The sequence below is a fragment of the Allobosea sp. 117 genome, assembly GCF_000702305.1.
In the GTDB taxonomy this organism is placed as follows: domain Bacteria; phylum Pseudomonadota; class Alphaproteobacteria; order Rhizobiales; family Xanthobacteraceae; genus Ancylobacter.
Genome location: NZ_JNLC01000006.1, coordinates 1 through 18,681, shown reverse-complemented (window position 1 = coordinate 18,681; position 18,681 = coordinate 1). Strand labels below are relative to the sequence as shown.

Below are 18,681 nucleotides of genomic sequence, written 5' to 3'. Positions count from 1 at the left end.
GATCGCCGCCGTCAGGGACGTCTTGCCATGGTCAACATGCCCAATCGTCCCAATGTTGCAGTGCGGCTTCGAACGGTTAAACTTCTCTTTGGCCACGGGTCTCTCCGTCGGTCGTAGTCGAAATGGTTAAACGTGATCGCTGGATGCTCAGGCGTACTTCGCCTGAACTTCCTGAGCGACGTTCGACGGCACCTGTTCGTAGTGGTCGAACTGCATGGTGAAGGTGGCGCGGCCCTGGCTGAAGGAGCGCAGGGTGTTGACGTAGCCGAACATGTTGGCGAGCGGCACCATCGCGTTGATCACGTTGGCATTGCCGCGCATGTCCTGGCCCTGGATCTGGCCGCGCCGCGAGTTCAGGTCGCCGATCACCGAGCCCGTGTAGTCCTCAGGGGTGACCACCTCGACCTTCATGATCGGCTCCAGCAGCACCGGGCTGCCCTTCTGCAGGGCCTCGCGGAACGCCGCACGCGACGCGATCTCGAAGGCCAGCGCCGAGGAGTCCACCTCGTGATAGGCGCCGTCGATCAGCTCGACCTTCACGTCCACCACCGGGAAGCCCGCCAGCACGCCGGAACCCAGCACGCTCTCCAGGCCCTTGGTGACGCCGGGGATGTATTCCTTCGGCACCGCGCCGCCGATGATCTTGCTCTCGAACGCGAAGCCCTTGCCGACCTCGTTCGGCTCGACGATGAACTTCACCCGCGCGAACTGGCCGGTACCGCCGGTCTGCTTCTTGTGAGTGTAGTCCACCTCGGTCTTGCGGGTGATCGTCTCGCGATAGGCCACCTGCGGCGCGCCGATATTGGCGTCGACCTTGTAGGTCCGCTTCAGGATGTCGACCTTGATGTCGAGATGCAGTTCGCCCATGCCCTTCAGGATGGTCTGGCCGCTCTCGTGATCGGTCGACACGCGGAAGGACGGGTCCTCGGCGGCGAGCTTCGCCAGCGCCAGACCAAGCTTCTCCTGGTCGGCCTTGGACTTCGGCTCGATCGCGATCTCGATGACCGGCTCGGGGAATTCCATCTTCTCGAGGATCACCGGCTTGGCGGGGTCGCACAGCGTGTCGCCGGTGCGCACTTCCTTCAGGCCGGCCAGCGCGACGATGTCGCCGGCATAGGCTTCCTTGATGTCCTCGCGGTTGTTCGCATGCATCAGCAGCATGCGCCCGACGCGCTCCTTCTTGTCGCGGGTCGAGTTCAGGAGACCCATGCCGGTCTCGAGCTTGCCCGAATAGATGCGGCAGAAGGTGATGGTGCCGACGAAGGGGTCGTCCATGATCTTGAAGGCGAGGACCGACAGCGGATCGGAGTCCGACGGCTTGCGGTCGGTCTCTTCCTCGGTGTTGAAGTCGATGCCCTTGATCGCGCCGCGGTCAATCGGCGACGGCAGATAGTCGCACACGGCGTCGAGCAGCGGCTGCACGCCCTTGTTCTTGAAGGCCGAGCCGCAGAACACCGGGTTGAAGACACGGCCGATCACCGCCTTACGGATCAGCTTCTTCAGCGTCTCCTCGTCCGGCTCGATGCCTTCGAGGTAGTTGGTCAGCGCGTCGTCATCGAGCTCGACGGCGGCCTCGATCAGCTTGCCGCGATATTCGGCGGCCTTGTCGGCGAGGTCGGCCGGAATCTCCTCGTCGTGATATTTCGCGCCGAGTTCCTCGTTGTCCCAGACGACCGCCTTCATGCGGACGAGGTCGATCACGCCCTTGAAGTTGTTCTCGGAACCGATCGGGAGCTGACAGCACACCGGCTTGCCGTCCACCCGGTCGATGATCATCTCGACGCAGCGGAAGAAGTCGGCGCCGGTCTTGTCCATCTTGTTGACGAACACGATGCGCGGAACGTTGTACTTGTCGGCCTGACGCCACACGGTCTCGGTCTGCGGCTCGACGCCCTGATTGCCGTCGAGCACGCACACGGCGCCATCGAGCACGCGGAGCGAGCGCTCCACCTCGATGGTGAAGTCCACGTGGCCGGGGGTGTCGATGATGTTCAGGCGCTTGCCGTGCCAGAAAGCGGTCGTCGCGGCGGACGTGATGGTGATGCCGCGCTCCTGCTCCTGGGTCATCCAGTCCATGGTGGCAGCGCCGTCATGGACTTCGCCGATCTTGTGGCTCTTGCCGGTGTAATAGAGGATCCGCTCGGTGGTCGTGGTCTTGCCGGCATCAATGTGGGCCATGATGCCGAAGTTGCGGTAGTCCTCGATGGCGTGGGTGCGCGACATATCAGATCCTCGTCCCGGCTCTCGTCATCACCAGCGATAGTGCGAGAAGGCGCGGTTCGCCTCCGCCATGCGGTGCGTGTCTTCGCGCTTCTTCACGGCGGTGCCGCGGTTGTTCGAAGCGTCCAGCAGTTCGCCGGAGAGACGCTCCACCATGGTCTTCTCGTTGCGGGCGCGGGCGGCGATGATCAGCCAGCGGATCGCCAGCGCCTGACGGCGCTCGGGGCGAACCTCGACCGGCACCTGGTAGGTGGCGCCACCGACGCGGCGCGAACGCACCTCGATCGACGGGCTCACATTGTCGAGCGCCTGCGTGAACACGCCGAGCGGCTCGGACTTGGTGCGCGACTCGACGACGTCGAGCGCGCCGTAGACGATCTGCTCGGCGACCGACTTCTTGCCGTCATACATAACGGCGTTCATGAAGCGGCTCAGCACTTCGCTCCCGAACTTCGGATCGGGGGTGACTTCGCGACGCTCTGCGCGGTGGCGACGGGACATCGTTAAATCCTCACTTCGGCCGCTTGGCGCCGTACTTCGAACGGCGCTGCTTACGATTCTTGACGCCCTGGGTGTCGAGCACGCCGCGCAGGATGTGGTAGCGCACGCCCGGAAGGTCCTTCACGCGGCCGCCGCGGATCATGACCACGGAGTGCTCCTGAAGGTTGTGACCTTCGCCAGGGATGTAACCGATGACCTCATAGCCATTGGTCAGACGAACCTTGGCGACCTTACGAAGCGCCGAGTTCGGCTTCTTCGGGGTCGTGGTGTAGACGCGGGTGCAAACACCACGCTTCTGCGGGCTGGCCTGCAGCGCCGGAACCTTGTTCCGGGCCTTCTGGGCTTCCCGCGGCTTGCGGATCAGTTGGTTGATCGTCGGCACGACTTCTCGCCTTCGCTTGCGCTCAGGGCACGATGCCCGGCGCTAACCCATTTCCGCGGCCGCAACCGCATTCCTCTCTCGACGGTTCGGAACGTGACGCGTGACCGCCGGTCGAGCCGGCGCTATCATCTTGGCTGCCTGCGAACGAAAAACGCGCCGCCGGCCGAATCCCGGCCGAGGGCGCTGCACGTTCAGAGGATCGCGCCGAGAGCCTGTCGGCCCCCGCCGGCGCGATCTTGCGCCTGATAGGTCATGCGTATGTCCCGGCAGCGTCTCGGAGTTCTCTGTCCAGACAAGGCGTCCGAACACGGCAACACCGACCGCCTGCCGCGAAAGTCCGGGCCTTCTACGCGCCGAGTCGATGGAAGTCAACCCCGAACCGCATTGCCGGGGGTTTGCGGGGCGTTGCAGATGTTAGATTTCGTCCGGCCCGCCCGCCACGCAATTAACGAACCCGATTTCGCCGGCGTACCCCGGTCAGACCGGCCCCGGTGACCCACCGGCCGCCTCGGACGATTCTCCCTCCGGCCGGCGCGCCGCATCGAAGGCGCCGCGAATCTCCTTCAGGTCGTCGCGCAGGCGCAGCAGATCGGACAGATCGCGCCCCGAATTGCAGAGCAGGGCTGCGGGAATCGCCCTCGCCTTCTCCTTGAGAGCGCTTCCCGCTTCGGTCGCGCGGACGAAGAGCTGGCGTTCGTTCTGCGGATTGCGGCGACGCTCGACCAGGCCCATGCCCTCCAGACGCTTCAGCAGCGGCGTCAGCGTGCTGGGGTCGAGGAACATGCGGTCAGCGAGACCGCCCACCGTCTGCTCCCCCTCCCCCCAGAGCTGCAGCATCACGAGATATTGCGGATAGGTGAGACCGAGCGGATCGAGCAGCGGGCGATAGCTGCGCATCACCGCATGGGTCGCCGAATAGAGCGCGAAGCAGAACTGGTTCTCCAGCCTGAGCACCTCGTCCGCCTGCTGCGTCATCATCATTCTCCCGGCTGCCGAATGCCGCTCGCGGCCACGCCGCCGCGGCTCGATCATTCACGAGATAATTCTTATCGCGATAAATTTTATCTGGACAATCCCTAACGAGGTCCGTATACGGATTTATATCGTGCGCGATATTTTATCGCGATATAGAGCTTAATCCGCGATCACCCCGCCACAGAAGGAATTCGAACGATGAAGGTTCTCTACAAGACCCAAGCCACCGCAACCGGCGGCCGCACCGGCTCCTCCGCCACCTATGACGGGGCGCTGAAGGTCGATCTCGTCACCCCGAAGGAGCTCGGCGGGCCGGGTGGCACGGGCAACAATCCCGAGCAGCTCTTTGCCGTCGGCTATTCGGCCTGCTTTCTCGGCGCGGTGAAATTCGTCGCCAGCCAGCAGAAAATCAAGGTGTCCGAGGACAGCACGGTGACCGCCGATGTCGGCATCGGCCCGCGCGACGACGGCGCCGGCTTCGGTCTCGATGTCGCGCTGACCATCTCGCTGCCCGGCATCGAGCGTGCAGTCGCCGAAGACCTCGTCGCCCGCGCCCATGTCGTCTGCCCCTACTCCCACGCGACGCGCGGCAATCTCGACGTGCGCCTGACCGTCGCCTGACATTTCGGACACACGACGCAAAAAGGGCCGCTCCCGGAGGAGCGGCCCTTCTTCATTTATGCCGGAGATGGCCGGTCGGATCACTCCGCCGCGGCCGGCCCCTCGATCTGCGGCGCATCGGTGACGGCATCCTGCTCGTTCTGGGCGAGGATGAGCTCGTCGCGGGTGGTCGCCGTGACACGCAGCTTGGCCATCTGGGCGCCGGTGCCGGCCGGGATGAGCCGGCCGACGATGACGTTCTCCTTCAGGCCGCCGAGATCGTCGGACTTGCCGTTGACCGCGGCTTCCGTCAGCACCCGCGTCGTCTCCTGGAAAGAGGCGGCGGAGATGAAGGAGCGCGTCTGCAGGCTCGCCTTGGTGATGCCCAGCAGGACCGGGTGACCCGAGGCGGGCTTCTTGCCCTCCGCGATGAGCACCTCGTTGATCTCGTCGAGCTCGGAGGCATCGACCTGCTCGTTGGTGAGCAGATCGCTGTCGCCGGCGTCGTCGATCTCGACCTTCTGCAGCATCTGGCGGACGATCACCTCGATGTGCTTGTCGTTGATGAGCACGCCCTGCAGCCGGTAGACCTCCTGGATCTCGTTGACCAGATAGGCGGCGAGTTCCTCGACGCCCTTGATCGCCAGGATGTCGTGCGGCGCCGGGTTGCCGTCGACGATGAAGTCGCCCTTCTCGACGAGGTCGCCATCCTGCAGATGGATGTGCTTGCCCTTCGGGATCAGGTACTCGACCGTATCGTCATTGGCGTCCTGCGGCTCGATGGAGACGCGGCGCTTGTTCTTGTAGTCCTTGCCGAAGCGGATGGTGCCGGCGATCTCGGCGATGATCGCCGCATCCTTCGGCCGCCGAGCCTCGAACAGCTCCGCCACCCGCGGCAGACCGCCGGTGATGTCGCGCGTCTTGGCGCTTTCCATCGGCACGCGGGCGAGCACGTCGCCGGCCTTCACGGTTCCACCCGGATCGACCGAGATGATCGCGTCCACCGGCAGCGCGTAGCGGGCGTCGCCGCCGCGCGGCAGCTTGGCGAGCTTGCCGTCGGCCAGCTTGACCACCATCGCCGGGCGCAGCTCGGTGCCGCGGCCGGTGCGCCAGTCGGTGACCACGCGCTTGGCGATACCGGTCGATTCGTCGACCGTCTCGCTCATGGAGGCCCCTTCCACCATGTCCTCGAAGCCGACGATGCCGTCGACCTCGGTGAGGATCGGGCGGGTATAGGGGTCCCACTCGGCGATGCGCTGGCCGCGCTTGATCGCGTCGCCCTCGTCCACCTTCAGCTTGGCGCCGAACTGGATGCGGTGCACCGCGCGCTCCGTCCCGTCGTGATCGACGATCACCACGGAGAGGTTGCGGCTCATCGCGATCAGCTCGCCTTCCGAGTTGCGGGCGGCGTTGCGGTTGCGGATGCGGACCGTCCCTTCGAAGTTGGATTCGACGAAGGAGGAGTCCGCCAGCGTCGCCGCGCCACCGATATGGAAGGTGCGCATGGTGAGCTGGGTGCCCGGCTCGCCGATCGACTGCGCCGCGATGACGCCGACCGCCTCGCCCATGTTCACCGGCGTGCCGCGCGCGAGGTCGCGACCGTAGCAGGTCGCGCACACCCCGTTCTTGGCCTCGCAGGTCAGCACCGAGCGGATCTTGATCTGCTGGATGCCGGCCTTGGTGATGCGCTCGACGTCGGGTTCCTCGATCATGCGCCCGGTCGGGACGATGACCTTGCCGGTCGACAACTCCACCACGTCCTCGGCCGCGGTACGGCCGAGCACCCGCGAGCCAAGCGAGGCGACGACCTGGCCGGCGTCGATGATCGCCCGCATGCCGATGCCGTTCGTCGTGCCGCAGTCGACGGTCGTGATGATGCTGTCCTGCGCCACGTCGACGAGGCGACGGGTCAGGTAGCCCGAGTTCGCGGTCTTCAGGGCGGTGTCGGCGAGGCCCTTGCGGGCGCCGTGCGTCGAGTTGAAGTACTCGAGCACCGACAGGCCTTCCTTGAAGTTCGAGATGATCGGGCTCTCGATGATCTCGCCCGACGGCTTGGCCATCAGGCCGCGCATGGCGGCAAGCTGGCGCATCTGGGCCGGCGAACCACGCGCACCGGAGTGCGCCATCATGTAGATCGAGTTGATCGGCCTGTCGCGGCCGGTCAGCGGATCCTTCTTCACCGAGGAGATTTCGCGCATCATCTCGTCGGCGATGCGGTCGGTGCACTTGCCCCACGCATCGACGACCTTGTTGTACTTCTCGCCCTGGGTGATCAGGCCGTCATTGTACTGCTGCTCGTATTCCTTGGTGAGCGTGCGGGTCTCCTCGACCATGTCCCACTTCTTGGCCGGCACCACCATGTCGTCCTTGCCGAAGGAGATGCCGGCGCGGAAGGCGTTGTGGAAGCCCAGCGACATGATCCGGTCGCAGAAGATCACCGTCTCCTTCTGACCGCAGTGGCGGTAGACGGTATCGATCATGTTGGAGATCTCCTTCTTCGTCATCAGCTTGTTGACGACGTCGAAGGGGGTCTTGGCGGTCTTCGGCAGCAGCTCGCCGAGCTTCATGCGGCCCGGCGTGGTCTCGTAGATCTTGGCGACCGGGTTGCCGTTCTCGTCGACGCCGATATAGCGGCCCTTCACCTTGGTGTGCAGGGTGATGGCCTTGGCGCCGAGCGCGTGGTCGATCTCGCCCATGTTGGCGAACGCCATGCCCTGGCCGGGCTCGTTGTCGCGCATCATGGTCAGGTAGTAGAGGCCGAGCACGATGTCCTGCGACGGCACGATGATCGGCTGACCATTGGCCGGGTGCAGGATGTTGTTGGTCGACATCATCAAGACGCGCGCTTCGAGCTGCGCCTCGATGGACAGCGGCACGTGCACCGCCATCTGGTCGCCGTCGAAGTCCGCGTTGAAGGCGGCGCAGACCAGCGGGTGAAGCTGGATCGCCTTGCCCTCGATCAGCACCGGCTCGAACGCCTGGATGCCCAGGCGATGCAGCGTCGGGGCGCGGTTCAGCATCACCGGATGCTCGCGTATCACCTCGTCGAGGATGTCCCACACCTCGGGACGTTCCTTCTCGACCAGCTTCTTCGCCTGCTTCACGGTGGCGGACAGGCCCTTCGCGTCAAGGCGCGAATAGATGAAGGGCTTGAACAGCTCCAGCGCCATCTTCTTCGGCAGGCCGCACTGGTGCAGCTTCAGCTCGGGACCGACCACGATCACCGAACGGCCGGAATAGTCGACGCGCTTGCCGAGCAGGTTCTGACGGAACCGGCCCTGCTTGCCCTTCAGCATGTCGGCGAGCGACTTCAGCGGGCGCTTGTTGGCGCCCGTGATGACGCGGCCGCGGCGGCCGTTGTCGAACAGCGCATCGACCGCTTCCTGAAGCATGCGCTTCTCGTTGCGGATGATGATGTCCGGCGCCTTCAGCTCGATCAGCCGCTTCAGGCGGTTGTTTCGGTTGATGACGCGGCGGTAGAGGTCGTTCAGGTCGGAGGTCGCGAAGCGGCCGCCGTCGAGCGGCACCAGCGGGCGCAGGTCCGGCGGGATCACCGGGACATGCGTCAGGATCATCCACTCCGGCTTGTTGCCGGAGAGCTGGAAGGCCTCGACGATCTTGAGCCGCTTGGCGAGCTTCTTCGGCTTCAGCTCGGTGGTGGACTCGGCGATCTCCTTGCGCAGGTTGGCGGCGATCTGCTCGAGGTCCATGCCCTTGAGCAGCTCGCGGATCGCCTCGGCGCCGATCAGCGCGGTGAAGCTGTCCTCGCCATATTCCTCCTGAGCACGCAGATAGTCCTCCTCCGAGAGGAGCTGACGCTCCTTCAGCGGGGTGAGGCCCGGCTCGATGACGCAGTAGTACTCGAAGTACAGGATACGCTCGAGGTCCTTGAGCGTCATGTCGAGCAGCAGGCCGATGCGGCTCGGCAGCGACTTCAGGAACCAGATGTGCGCGACCGGCGCGGCGAGCTCGATATGGCCCATGCGCTCACGGCGCACGCGCGAGAGGGTGACCTCGACGCCGCACTTCTCGCAGATGATGCCCTTGTACTTCATGCGCTTGTACTTACCGCACAAGCACTCGTAGTCCTTGATCGGGCCGAAGATGCGCGCGCAGAACAGGCCGTCGCGCTCGGGCTTGAAGGTCCGGTAGTTGATGGTCTCCGGCTTCTTGATCTCACCGAACGACCACGACAGGATCTTCTCCGGGCTCGCGATCGAGATCTTGATCTGATCGAACGTGGGCGCCGGAGCCGCCGTATTGAAGAGATTCATCACCTCTTGATTCATCGCCGTCTCCTTCGGCTCGGACACGGTGCCCACCGCCATGGGCCGCGCGTGTCGCTGAATATCCGTCTCGTGTCGCGCAGGTCGTCAGGCGCGGACGCCGCGAGGCATCCGCGCCTTGAGGGAAGCCGCTATTCGGCCGCCGGCAGGCTTTCGCCGGCGCCGGGCACCGCGGTCCGGGTCTTCGAGTTCATCAGCTCGACATTGAGGCCGAGCGACCGCATCTCCTTCACGAGAACGTTGAAGCTCTCGGGAATGCCGGCCTCGAAGCTGTCGTCACCACGGACGATCGCCTCATAGACCTTGGTGCGGCCGGCCACGTCGTCCGACTTCACGGTGAGCATCTCCTGCAGCGTGTAGGCCGCGCCGTAGGCTTCCAGAGCCCACACCTCCATTTCGCCGAAGCGCTGGCCGCCGAACTGCGCCTTGCCGCCCAGCGGCTGCTGGGTGACGAGCGAGTACGGCCCGATGGAGCGGGCATGGATCTTGTCGTCGACCAGGTGGTGGAGCTTGAGCATATATATGTAGCCCACCGTCACTTTGCGATCGAACTGCTCGCCGGTGCGTCCGTCGAACAGCGTCGACTGCGCCGACTTGTCGAGACCGGCCATCTCCAGGAAGTGCTCGATGTCCGCCTCGCGGGCGCCGTCGAACACCGGCGTGGCGATCGGAACGCCGCGCCGCAGGTTGCTACCGAGCTCGACCAGACCTTCCTCGTCGAGCGAGGCGACGGTCTCGTCCTTGCCGTAGACCTTGGCGAAGGCGTCCTTCAGCGGCGCGATGTCGTTGGCCGCGCGGTAGGCCTCCACCGCACGGTCGATCATCCTGCCGAGACCGGCGCAGGCCCAGCCGAGATGCGTCTCGAGGATCTGGCCGACATTCATGCGGCTCGGCACGCCGAGCGGGTTGAGCACCATGTCGACCGGGGTGCCGTCCTCAAGGAACGGCATGTCCTCGACCGGCACGATGCGCGAGACCACGCCCTTGTTGCCGTGACGGCCGGCCATCTTGTCGCCGGGCTGGATCTTGCGCTTCACCGCGATGAAGACCTTGACCATCTTCATCACGCCGGGCGGCAGCTCGTCGCCGCGCTGCAGCTTCTCGACCTTGTCGAGGAAGCGCTGCTCGAGGCGCTTCTTCGACTCGTCGTACTGGTTGCGCATGGCCTCCAGCTCGCTCATGAGCTGGTCGTCGCCCACCGCGAACTGCCACCACTGGCTGCGCGGATAATCCGACAGCACCGAGCGGGTCAGGGCGGTGTCCTTCTTGAAGCCCTTCGGACCGGCGACGCCGACCTTGCCGTCGAGCATCTCAGCGAGACGCCCGAAGACGTTGCGGTCGAGGATCGCCTGCTCGTCGTCGCGGTCCTTGGCGAGGCGCTCGATCTCCTCGCGCTCGATCGCCTGGGCACGCTCGTCCTTGTCGACGCCGTGGCGGTTGAACACGCGGACCTCGACCACCGTGCCGGTGACGCCCGGGGGCACGCGCAGCGAGGTGTCGCGCACGTCGGCCGCCTTCTCGCCGAAGATGGCGCGAAGCAGCTTCTCTTCCGGCGTCATCGGGCTCTCGCCCTTCGGCGTGATCTTGCCGCAGAGGATGTCACCCGCCTGCACTTCGGCGCCGATATAGACGATGCCGGCTTCGTCGAGGTTCTTCAGCGCCTCTTCCGACACGTTCGGAATGTCGCGCGTGATCTCCTCCGGCCCGAGCTTGGTGTCGCGGGCCATCACCTCGAACTCCTCGATGTGGATCGACGTGAAGACGTCGCCCTTCGAGATGTTCTCGGAGAGGAGGATGGAGTCCTCGAAGTTGTAGCCGTTCCACGGCATGAAGGCGACGAGGATGTTCCGGCCGAGCGCCAGATCGCCGAGATCGGTCGAGGGACCGTCGGCAATGATGTCGCCCTTCGTCACCTTGTCGCCCACGCGCACCAGCGGACGCTGGTTGATGCAGGTCGACTGGTTGGAACGCTGGAACTTCTGCAGCCGGTAGATGTCGACGCCCGACTTCGACGGATCGTTCTCTTCCGTCGCGCGGATGACGATACGGGTGGCGTCCACCTGGTCGATGATGCCGGTGCGGCGCGCGGCGATCGCCGCGCCCGAGTCACGGGCGACCACCGATTCCATGCCGGTGCCGACGAACGGCGCGTCGGCGCGCACCAGCGGCACCGCCTGACGCTGCATGTTCGAGCCCATCAGCGCGCGGTTCGCGTCGTCGTTCTCGAGGAACGGGATGAGCGCGGCGGCGACCGAGACGAGCTGCTTCGGCGACACGTCCATGAAGTCGACGCGGTCCGGCGTCACCAGCAGCACGTCGCCGGCATGACGGCAGACGACGAGGTCCTCGGTGAAGCGGCCTTCCGCGTCGAGCGGGATGTTCGCCTGAGCGACGTAGTACTTCCCCTCCTCCATGGCGGAGAGATAGACCACCTCGTCCTGCACCTGGCTGTCGCGCACGCGGCGGTACGGCGTCTCGATGAAGCCGTACTTGTTCACGCGGGCGAAGGTCGCCAGCGAATTGATCAGACCGATGTTCGGGCCTTCCGGCGTCTCGATCGGGCAGATGCGGCCGTAATGCGTCGGGTGCACGTCGCGCACCTCGAAGCCGGCGCGCTCGCGCGTCAGACCACCCGGGCCAAGCGCCGAGAGGCCGCGCTTGTGGGTGATCTCCGACAGCGGGTTGGTCTGGTCCATGAACTGCGAGAGCTGGGACGAGCCGAAGAACTCGCGCACCGCCGCCGCCACCGGCTTGGCGTTGATCAGGTCCTGCGGCATCACCGTGTCGATGTCGACGGAGCTCATCCGCTCCTTGATCGCGCGCTCCATGCGGAGCAGGCCGACGCGGTACTGGTTCTCCATCAGCTCGCCGACCGAGCGCACGCGCCGGTTGCCGAGATGGTCGATGTCGTCGATCTCGCCCTTGCCGTCGCGCAGCTCGACCAGCGTCTTGATGACCGCGAGGATGTCCTCGCGGCGCAGCACGCGCACCGTGTCCGGGCAGTCGAGATCGAGGCGCATGTTCATCTTCACGCGGCCGACCGCGGAGAGGTCGTAGCGCTCGGAATCGAAGAACAGCGAGTGGAACATCGCCTGCGCGGAATCCAGCGTCGGCGGCTCGCCGGGACGCATCACGCGGTAGATGTCGAACAGCGCGTCCTCGCGCGTCATGTTCTTGTCGACGGCGAGCGTGTTGCGGATGTAGGCGCCGACATTGACGTGGTCGATGTCGAGCACCGGCACCTCGTCATAGCCGGTGTCGCCGAGCAGCTTCAGCGTCTTCTCGGTGATCTCCTCGCCCGCCTCGACGTAAATCTCGCCGGTGTGCGGGTTGACGAGGTCCTCGGCGATGTACTGGCCGACCATCTCGTCGTCCGAGATCTTCAGGGCCTTGAGGCCCTTCTCGGCGAGCTGGCGCGCCTGGCGCACGGTGACCTTCTTGCCGGCCTCGACCACGATCTCGCCGGTGTCGGCGTCGATCAGGTCGGCGACCGCCTTGTAGCCCTTCATGCGCTTGGGATCGAACGGCATGCGCCAGCCGTCCTTCGCGCGGGTGAAGGTGATGGTGTCGTAGAAGGTGTTGAGGATCTCTTCGCCGGCCAGCCCGAGCGCGAACAGCAGGCTCGTCACCGGGATCTTGCGGCGACGGTCGATGCGCGCATAGACGATGTCCTTGGCGTCGAACTCGATGTCGAGCCAGGAACCGCGATACGGGATGATGCGGGCCGCGAACAGCAGCTTTCCGCTGGAGTGCGTCTTGCCCTTGTCATGATCGAAGAACACGCCCGGCGAGCGGTGCATCTGCGAGACGATGACGCGCTCGGTGCCGTTGACGATGAAGGTGCCGTTCATCGTCATGAGCGGGATGTCGCCCATGTAGACGTCCTGCTCCTTGATGTCCTTCACGGACTTGGAGCCGGTATCCGGGTCGACATCGAACACGATGAGGCGCAGCGTCACCTTGAGGGGCGCCGCGAAGGTCATGCCACGCTGCCGGCACTCATCGACGTCGTATTTCGGCGGCTCGAACTCGTAGCGTACGAATTCGAGCATGGCCGCTCCCGAGAAATCCGAGATCGGGAAAACGGACTTGAAAACCGCCTGAATGCCGTCGTCCGCGCGCCCGCCCTTCGGCTCCTCGATCTGCAGGAACTGGTCGTAGGATGCCTTCTGAACCTCGATGAGGTTCGGCATCTCGGCCACTTCCTGGATCTTGCCGAAGAACTTGCGGACCCGCTTACGACCGGTGAACGTCTGCGCCATGTCGCTCCTCGCTCCGTCCGAACATCCGTCCGCGCATTCCATGCCCCGCCGCCGGCACATGGAACCGCATGATTACCGGCCAGCGATCGACCCGACCACTCACGCGGTGCGGCCTCGACTGGTCCGACATCTGACGGCTCGCCAGGCAACCCCGAAAAGGAACCATCGGAGGTCGCCGGGGGAGCCGTCAGGCTCACCCTGCCCCGCCTCGCGACGGAGCGAGAGGCCGCCGGCAGTGCCGGCGGCCCCGAATTCTAGAAGCTCACTTGAGCTCGACCTTGGCGCCGGCCTTCTCGACCTGGGCCTTGATCTTCTCGGCTTCTTCCTTGGACACGCCTTCCTTGATCGGCTTCGGAGCGGCCTCGACGAGGTCCTTGGCTTCCTTCAGGCCGAGCCCGGTGATGGCGCGGACTTCCTTGATCACCTCGATCTTCTTGTCGCCGGCGGCGGCAAGAACGACAGTGAACTCGGTCTGCTCTTCGGCGGCCGGAGCGGCAGCGCCGCCGGCACCCGGAGCGGCGGCAACGGCCACGGCGGCCGCGGCGGAGACGCCCCACTTCTCTTCGAGGAGCTTCGCGAGCTCGGCAGCCTCGAGGACGGTCAGGTTGGAAAGCTCGTCAACGAGCTTCGACAGATCAGCCATTTTGTCTAAGTCCTTGGATTTCGGTTCGAACCAGATTTACCGGGAAAGCCTCACGCGGCTTCGTTCTCGCGGCTGTAAGCCCCGAACACACGGGCCAGCTTGGCAGCAGGCGCGGTGGTGAGCTGCGCGATCTTGGTCGCCGGGGCCTGGATGAGGCCGACCAGCTTCGCACGCAGTTCATCGAGGGAGGGCATGGTGGCCAGAGCCTTCACGCCGTCCACATTCAGGGCCGTCTTGCCGAACGCGCCGCCAAGAATCACGAACTTGTCGTTGGTCTTGGCGAACTCGACGGCAACCTTCGGCGCCGCAACAGGATCGCTCGAATAAGCGATGATGGTCGGGCCCTTCAGCAGGGAGCCGACATGTGCGACGTCCGATCCTTCGAGAGCGATCTTCGCGAGGCGGTTCTTGGCCACCTTCACGGTCGCGCCGCTCGCCTTCATCTGCTGACGCAGCTTGGACATCTGAGCGACGGTGAGACCGGAATAGTGGGCCACGACGACCACCGAGGTGCTCTTGAACACCTCGGACAGCGACGTGACGAGCTCTTCTTTTTGCGCTCGATCCACTTCTCTTGCTCTCCGGTGGCGGAAGGGCGAGCCCGTTCCGCCGGTTTGCGCCTTGCCGGCCCGTCTTGCGACGGGACGACGTTCAACATCCTGTCCCCCTGGGACCCGGAAGATCCGGCCAAGGCGCTGGTTCGAGCCGAAATCCAGGAAGCGGCCACAAGGCCGCGCCTCGATCGCGGTCGTACCCCGTCTATGCAGGCCCCGGCTGGGATTAGGTCGCGCCATGCGGCACGGCACCTGCAGTCTCGGACAGGACTTAGGCCGGCAGGGCGAGCCCTACCGGCCCCTTCGTCCGGGTTAGCGGACGAAAGCTTCGAAATTCATCGGCTCCGCACCGACACGAGTCGGAGCGAAACCGCCCATATAGAGGGTCGCATGTGATTTGTCAGCCCCCTGATAGCATCGGGGGCTTGACATTTCCACATAGTTCCGATCACGCCGCCGCGACCGGTCAACCGGCGGTAAGGACGCTCGCGGGCTCCACCTTCACGCCCGGACCCATGGTCGAGGTGACGGCAATGCGCTGCACATAGGTGCCCTTGGCGCCGGCCGGCTTGGCCTTGACCACCGCGTCGGCGAAGGCGCGGATGTTCTCGGCAAGCTTGTCGACCGGGAAGGAGGCCTTGCCGATGCCGGCATGGATGATACCGGCCTTCTCGACACGGAACTCCACCGCGCCGCCCTTGGCGGCCTCGACGGCACCCTTCACGTCCATGGTCACGGTACCGACCTTCGGGTTCGGCATCAGGCCGCGCGGGCCGAGCACCTTGCCGAGACGGCCGACCAGCGGCATCAGGTCCGGGGTCGCGATGCAGCGGTCGAACTCGATAGTGCCGCCCTGCACGATCTCCAGCAGGTCCTCGGCGCCCACGATGTCGGCACCCGCCGCCTTGGCCTCGTCGGCCTTGGCGCCGCGCGCGAACACGGCGACGCGGACGGTACGGCCCGAGCCGTTCGGCAGGTTGCAGACGCCGCGGACCATCTGGTCGGCGTGACGCGGATCGACGCCGAGATTGATGGCGACCTCGATGGTCTCGTCGAACTTCGCCGTGGCCCGCTGCTTCACGAGGCCGAGCGCCTCGTCGAGGCCGTAGAGCTTGGTGCGGTCGATACCCTCGCGGGTCGCACGGATACGCTTTGCGATCTTAGCCATCAGCTCAACCCACCACCTGGAGGCCCATGGAACGGGCGGAGCCCTCGATCATGCGAACGGCCGCTTCCACGGTGTCGCAGTTCAGATCCTTCATCTTCTTCTCGGCGATCTCGCGCATCTGCGCCTGCGAGATCTTGCCGACGAAGCCGCCCTTGCCGGGGGTCTTCGAGCCGGAGCCGGGCTTCTTCTTGGTCTCGAGGCCCGCCGCCTTCTTCAGGAAGTAGGAGACCGGAGGGGTCTTGAGCTCGAAGGTGAAGGAGCGATCCTGATACGCGGTGATCAGGACGGGGATCGGCATGCCCTTTTCCATCTGGGCGGTCTGCGCGTTGAACGCCTTGCAGAACTCCATGATGTTCAGGCCGCGCTGGCCGAGAGCCGGGCCGATCGGCGGCGCCGGGTTGGCGGAGCCGGCCGGCACCTGCAACTTCACGTAGCCGGTAATCTTTTTCGCCATAGTGAACTCCTGCGGCGCCTCGGCTTGCCGGCCGGAAACGCCGAACACGCCGATGCGGGATGGCTTTCCCGATCAGCGCCTTCTAGGGATCGCGGTCGCGGCATGTCTGAATACCGGCTGGCGAACCGGTCATGCCTCCCGCGTATGGGACGCCGCACCACGCGGTGGAGCAGCGAGGGGGCTCCGTTACACCAATTCGCGGCGTCGCGAAAGCCCCCGGCGTGCCTCGCGCGCCAATATGGCGTCCGCGTCGAGGCTGCGGATCGAGGTCGCGAGGTCGCGCGGCACGTCGCCCTCGAGCTGCAGCGTCAGATAGCGCCCGCAGCACACCCGCAGGAAGGAAGCGAAGTTCTCGACCTCGCCATGGGCGAGGAGCAGTTCCTCATGCAGCCGGGCGAGCAGTTGCGGCAGACTCATGCCGTCGCGTCCGGCGATCTCCTCCAGCACCCGCCAGTAGAAGTTCTCCAGCCGCACGCTTGTGGCATAGCCGCTCATGCGCACCGACTTCAGGCGCGTCTGCCAAAGCCGCTGGTCCGCGTCGATGAACAGCTTGCACATGAGCGTTCTCCTGCCGCCCCGCTGACCGGTAGGCCGATCATAGCCGAGACAACGCGAAGGGCGAAGGCCGCCCGCCATCACAAACGGGCGGCCGCGATTCGCGCGGGGTCGGACCGTTTCGGCGCGTCAGGCCGCCTGGCGCTGCGTCGAATGGCTGATCGAGGTGCCGAGCACGGTCAGGAACTGGGCGATCCACGCCGGATGCGCCGGCCAGGCCGGCGCCGTGACGAGGTTGCCGTCGGTCGTCGCGCCGTCGATCGCGATCTCCGCATAGGTGCCGCCGGCGAGCTTGACCTCGGCGCTGCACGCCGGATAGGCCGAGCACGTCCGCCCCTCCAGCACACCCGCTGCCGCGAGGATCTGCGGGCCGTGGCAGATGGCAGCGACCGGCTTGTTGGCATCGAAGAAGTGCCGGACGATCTCGATCACGCGCCCGTTGAGGCGCAGATATTCCGGCGCCCGCCCGCCGGGGATGACGAGCGCGTCGTAGCGCGCCGGGTCGACCTCGGCGAAGGTCGCGTTGAGCGCGAAATTGTGGCCGCGCTTCTCCGAATAGGTCTGCTGGCCCTCGAAATCATGGATCGAGGTGGCGACCGCCTCGCCCGCCTTCTTGTCCGGGCAGACGGCGTGCACGGTGTGGCCGACCGCGAGGAGTGCCTGGAATGGCACCATGGTCTCGTAGTCCTCGACGAAGTCGCCGACGATCATCAGGATGCGCTTGCCGCTCATTGCTTGTCCTCCCGTTTCCACCCGCCGCAGACGGGCGCTCGGATAAGGATAAGTCCGAGGCGGGAGACGGGGGTGTTACGGGGTTAGTGCGCGCCGCCCCCTCGCCCGTTGCGAACAAAGCAAAATCCCCGGTCGATGACCGGGGATTGCCGAAGGCTTCGCAATCGCGGGGAACGGCAGTGGTCAGGTCTTCTCGACCTGCCCGAATTCGAGCTCGACCGGCGTCGCGCGGCCGAAGATCGACACCGCGACCTTGAGGCGCGAGCGCGCGTCGTCGACTTCCTCGACGATGCCGTTGAACGAGGCGAAGGGGCCGTCGGCCACCTTCACCGTCTCGCCCACCTCGAAGGTGATCGAGGGCTTCGGGCGCTCGATGCCCTCCTGCACCTGCTGCAGGATGCGCATCGCCTCGCTCTCGGCGATCGGCATCGGCTTGTTGTCGGCGCCGAGGAAGCCGGTGACCTTGGGGGTGTTCTTGATGAGATGGAAGGCCTCGTCGGTGAGGTCCATCTTCACCAGCACATAGCCCGGGAAGAACTTGCGCTCGGCGTCGACCTTGCGGCCGCGGCGCACCTCGACGACCTTCTCGGTCGGCACCAGCACCTGCTCGAACAGCTCGGTGAGCCCGCGCTGCGCGGCCTGCTCCTTGATCGAGTCCGCGACCTTCTTCTCGAAGTTCGAATAGGCGTGGACGATGTACCAGCGCTTCGCCATGTTCCTCAATTCCCTCAGCGACCGATCTGCAGAAGCTGCGCGACAACGAAGCTCAGGATCTGGTCGGCGACCAGGAAGAACAGCGACGCCACCACCACCATGACGAACACCATGGCCGTCGTGATCAGCGTCTCGCGACGGGTCGGCCAGGTCACCTTGCGCGCTTCCGCGCGGACCTGCTGGAAGAACTCGACGGGGTTCGTCTTGGCCATGCTCGTCTCGAAACGCCTCTAGCGCGGGGGAATAATGTCCCGCGCTTTCCTCTGTTCATTCAATTAGGCAGTGCGGGCGTATAGCCTGCGCGGCCCGCGACGTCAAAGGACGCTTGAAGTCTCGTCCCGCCAACTCCCCGTGAGGGAAGGGTGGCAGGAGTGGAGGGACTCGAACCCCCAACCCCCGGTTTTGGAGACCGGTGCTCTAACCAGTTGAGCTACACTCCTTCGGGCCTTCACCCGAATGCCCGACCGCCGCAGCGAGTCGGGCGGGGCAATATAGCGGTCGGCGGGCCGGCGTCGAGGCCTGCCCGCCGAATTCGCGATATCACTCGATGATGGCGGCGACGACGCCGGCGCCGACGGTGCGGCCGCCTTCGCGGATGGCGAAGCGCAGCTTCTCTTCCATCGCGATCGGCACGA

The 18,681-nt window shown here is 65.4% G+C and carries 16 protein-coding genes, 1 tRNA gene and 1 pseudogene; 1 reads left to right on the top strand and 17 read right to left on the bottom strand.

Going from position 1 to position 18,681, the window contains the following annotated elements:
* The 5 genes from U742_RS22790 to U742_RS0101950 all read right to left on the bottom strand — a co-directional run.
* Positions 1-96: GTP-binding protein (locus U742_RS22790; RefSeq protein WP_244518008.1), on the bottom strand; the 96-nt coding region annotated here is incomplete at its 3' end.
* Between the two features lie 51 nt (positions 97-147).
* Positions 148-2,223, bottom strand: a complete 2,076-nt coding sequence (gene fusA / locus U742_RS0101965; protein WP_029349520.1) for an elongation factor G — start codon at positions 2,221-2,223, stop codon at positions 148-150.
* Between the two features lie 27 nt (positions 2,224-2,250).
* On the bottom strand, positions 2,251-2,721 hold the full coding sequence (gene rpsG / locus U742_RS0101960) for a 30S ribosomal protein S7 (RefSeq protein WP_029349518.1): 471 nt from the start codon (positions 2,719-2,721) through the stop codon (positions 2,251-2,253).
* A 10-nt stretch (positions 2,722-2,731) separates the two neighbouring features.
* Positions 2,732-3,103, bottom strand: a complete 372-nt coding sequence (gene rpsL, locus U742_RS0101955) for a 30S ribosomal protein S12 (RefSeq protein WP_018390597.1) — start codon at positions 3,101-3,103, stop codon at positions 2,732-2,734.
* A 477-nt stretch (positions 3,104-3,580) separates the two neighbouring features.
* Complete coding sequence (locus U742_RS0101950) at positions 3,581-4,078, bottom strand: MarR family winged helix-turn-helix transcriptional regulator (RefSeq protein WP_051660778.1); 498 nt, start codon at positions 4,076-4,078, stop codon at positions 3,581-3,583.
* A gap of 198 nt (positions 4,079-4,276) precedes the next feature.
* Between U742_RS0101950 and U742_RS0101945 the strand changes: the two genes are divergently transcribed.
* The gene (locus U742_RS0101945) at positions 4,277-4,699 is read left to right on the top strand and encodes an organic hydroperoxide resistance protein (protein WP_029349512.1); all 423 of its coding nucleotides are present in this window, start codon (positions 4,277-4,279) and stop codon (positions 4,697-4,699) included.
* Positions 4,700-4,779: 80 nt separating this feature from the next.
* On the opposite strand, the gene rpoC is transcribed toward U742_RS0101945, so the two are convergent.
* The 12 genes and pseudogenes from rpoC to U742_RS22785 form a co-directional block, all read right to left on the bottom strand.
* Positions 4,780-8,967, bottom strand: coding sequence for a DNA-directed RNA polymerase subunit beta' (rpoC, locus tag U742_RS0101940; RefSeq protein WP_029349510.1), 4,188 nt, complete (start codon positions 8,965-8,967; stop codon positions 4,780-4,782).
* A gap of 128 nt (positions 8,968-9,095) precedes the next feature.
* Positions 9,096-13,226 (bottom strand): DNA-directed RNA polymerase subunit beta, encoded by a 4,131-nt coding sequence (gene rpoB / locus U742_RS0101935; RefSeq protein WP_029349509.1) that lies wholly within the window; start codon positions 13,224-13,226, stop codon positions 9,096-9,098.
* A 262-nt stretch (positions 13,227-13,488) separates the two neighbouring features.
* The gene (rplL, locus tag U742_RS0101930; RefSeq protein ID WP_029349508.1) at positions 13,489-13,869 is read right to left on the bottom strand and encodes a 50S ribosomal protein L7/L12; all 381 of its coding nucleotides are present in this window, start codon (positions 13,867-13,869) and stop codon (positions 13,489-13,491) included.
* A 50-nt stretch (positions 13,870-13,919) separates the two neighbouring features.
* Complete coding sequence (gene rplJ / locus U742_RS0101925; protein ID WP_029349507.1) at positions 13,920-14,438, bottom strand: 50S ribosomal protein L10; 519 nt, start codon at positions 14,436-14,438, stop codon at positions 13,920-13,922.
* Between the two features lie 451 nt (positions 14,439-14,889).
* Positions 14,890-15,591, bottom strand: a complete 702-nt coding sequence (gene rplA, locus U742_RS0101920) for a 50S ribosomal protein L1 (RefSeq protein WP_029349505.1) — start codon at positions 15,589-15,591, stop codon at positions 14,890-14,892.
* 4 nt (positions 15,592-15,595) lie between these two features.
* The gene (gene rplK / locus U742_RS0101915) at positions 15,596-16,045 is read right to left on the bottom strand and encodes a 50S ribosomal protein L11 (protein ID WP_029349503.1); all 450 of its coding nucleotides are present in this window, start codon (positions 16,043-16,045) and stop codon (positions 15,596-15,598) included.
* 186 nt (positions 16,046-16,231) lie between these two features.
* On the bottom strand, positions 16,232-16,603 hold the full coding sequence (locus U742_RS0101910) for a ribbon-helix-helix domain-containing protein (RefSeq protein WP_029349500.1): 372 nt from the start codon (positions 16,601-16,603) through the stop codon (positions 16,232-16,234).
* Between the two features lie 126 nt (positions 16,604-16,729).
* Positions 16,730-17,332: a DJ-1/PfpI family protein gene (locus tag U742_RS0101905; protein ID WP_029349498.1), complete on the bottom strand. Its 603-nt coding sequence runs from the start codon at positions 17,330-17,332 to the stop codon at positions 16,730-16,732.
* A 183-nt stretch (positions 17,333-17,515) separates the two neighbouring features.
* Entirely contained in the window at positions 17,516-18,046 is a 531-nt protein-coding gene (gene nusG / locus U742_RS0101900) for a transcription termination/antitermination protein NusG (RefSeq protein ID WP_029349496.1), read from the bottom strand.
* Between the two features lie 14 nt (positions 18,047-18,060).
* Complete coding sequence (secE, locus tag U742_RS0101895) at positions 18,061-18,258, bottom strand: preprotein translocase subunit SecE (protein WP_029349494.1); 198 nt, start codon at positions 18,256-18,258, stop codon at positions 18,061-18,063.
* 151 nt (positions 18,259-18,409) lie between these two features.
* A tRNA-Trp gene (locus U742_RS0101890) sits at positions 18,410-18,486 on the bottom strand.
* Between the two features lie 100 nt (positions 18,487-18,586).
* Positions 18,587-18,681 (bottom strand): annotated as a pseudogene (locus U742_RS22785) (elongation factor Tu); the annotation flags it as partial.

Excerpts from the sequence above, each read along its gene's own strand:
- fusA (WP_029349520.1), bottom strand. The coding sequence starts at position 2,223 with ATGTCGCGCACCCACGCCATCGAGGACTACCGCAACTTCGGCATCATG.
- rpsG (WP_029349518.1), bottom strand. The coding sequence starts at position 2,721 with ATGTCCCGTCGCCACCGCGCAGAGCGTCGCGAAGTCACCCCCGATCCG.
- U742_RS0101950 (WP_051660778.1), bottom strand. The coding sequence starts at position 4,078 with ATGACGCAGCAGGCGGACGAGGTGCTCAGGCTGGAGAACCAGTTCTGC.
- U742_RS0101945 (WP_029349512.1), top strand. The coding sequence starts at position 4,277 with ATGAAGGTTCTCTACAAGACCCAAGCCACCGCAACCGGCGGCCGCACC.
- rpoC (WP_029349510.1), bottom strand. The coding sequence starts at position 8,967 with ATGAATCAAGAGGTGATGAATCTCTTCAATACGGCGGCTCCGGCGCCC.
- rpoB (WP_029349509.1), bottom strand. The coding sequence starts at position 13,226 with ATGGCGCAGACGTTCACCGGTCGTAAGCGGGTCCGCAAGTTCTTCGGC.
- rplL (WP_029349508.1), bottom strand. The coding sequence starts at position 13,869 with ATGGCTGATCTGTCGAAGCTCGTTGACGAGCTTTCCAACCTGACCGTC.
- rplA (WP_029349505.1), bottom strand. The coding sequence starts at position 15,591 with ATGGCTAAGATCGCAAAGCGTATCCGTGCGACCCGCGAGGGTATCGAC.
- rplK (WP_029349503.1), bottom strand. The coding sequence starts at position 16,045 with ATGGCGAAAAAGATTACCGGCTACGTGAAGTTGCAGGTGCCGGCCGGC.
- U742_RS0101910 (WP_029349500.1), bottom strand. The coding sequence starts at position 16,603 with ATGTGCAAGCTGTTCATCGACGCGGACCAGCGGCTTTGGCAGACGCGC.
- U742_RS0101905 (WP_029349498.1), bottom strand. The coding sequence starts at position 17,332 with ATGAGCGGCAAGCGCATCCTGATGATCGTCGGCGACTTCGTCGAGGAC.
- nusG (WP_029349496.1), bottom strand. The coding sequence starts at position 18,046 with ATGGCGAAGCGCTGGTACATCGTCCACGCCTATTCGAACTTCGAGAAG.
- secE (WP_029349494.1), bottom strand. The coding sequence starts at position 18,258 with ATGGCCAAGACGAACCCCGTCGAGTTCTTCCAGCAGGTCCGCGCGGAA.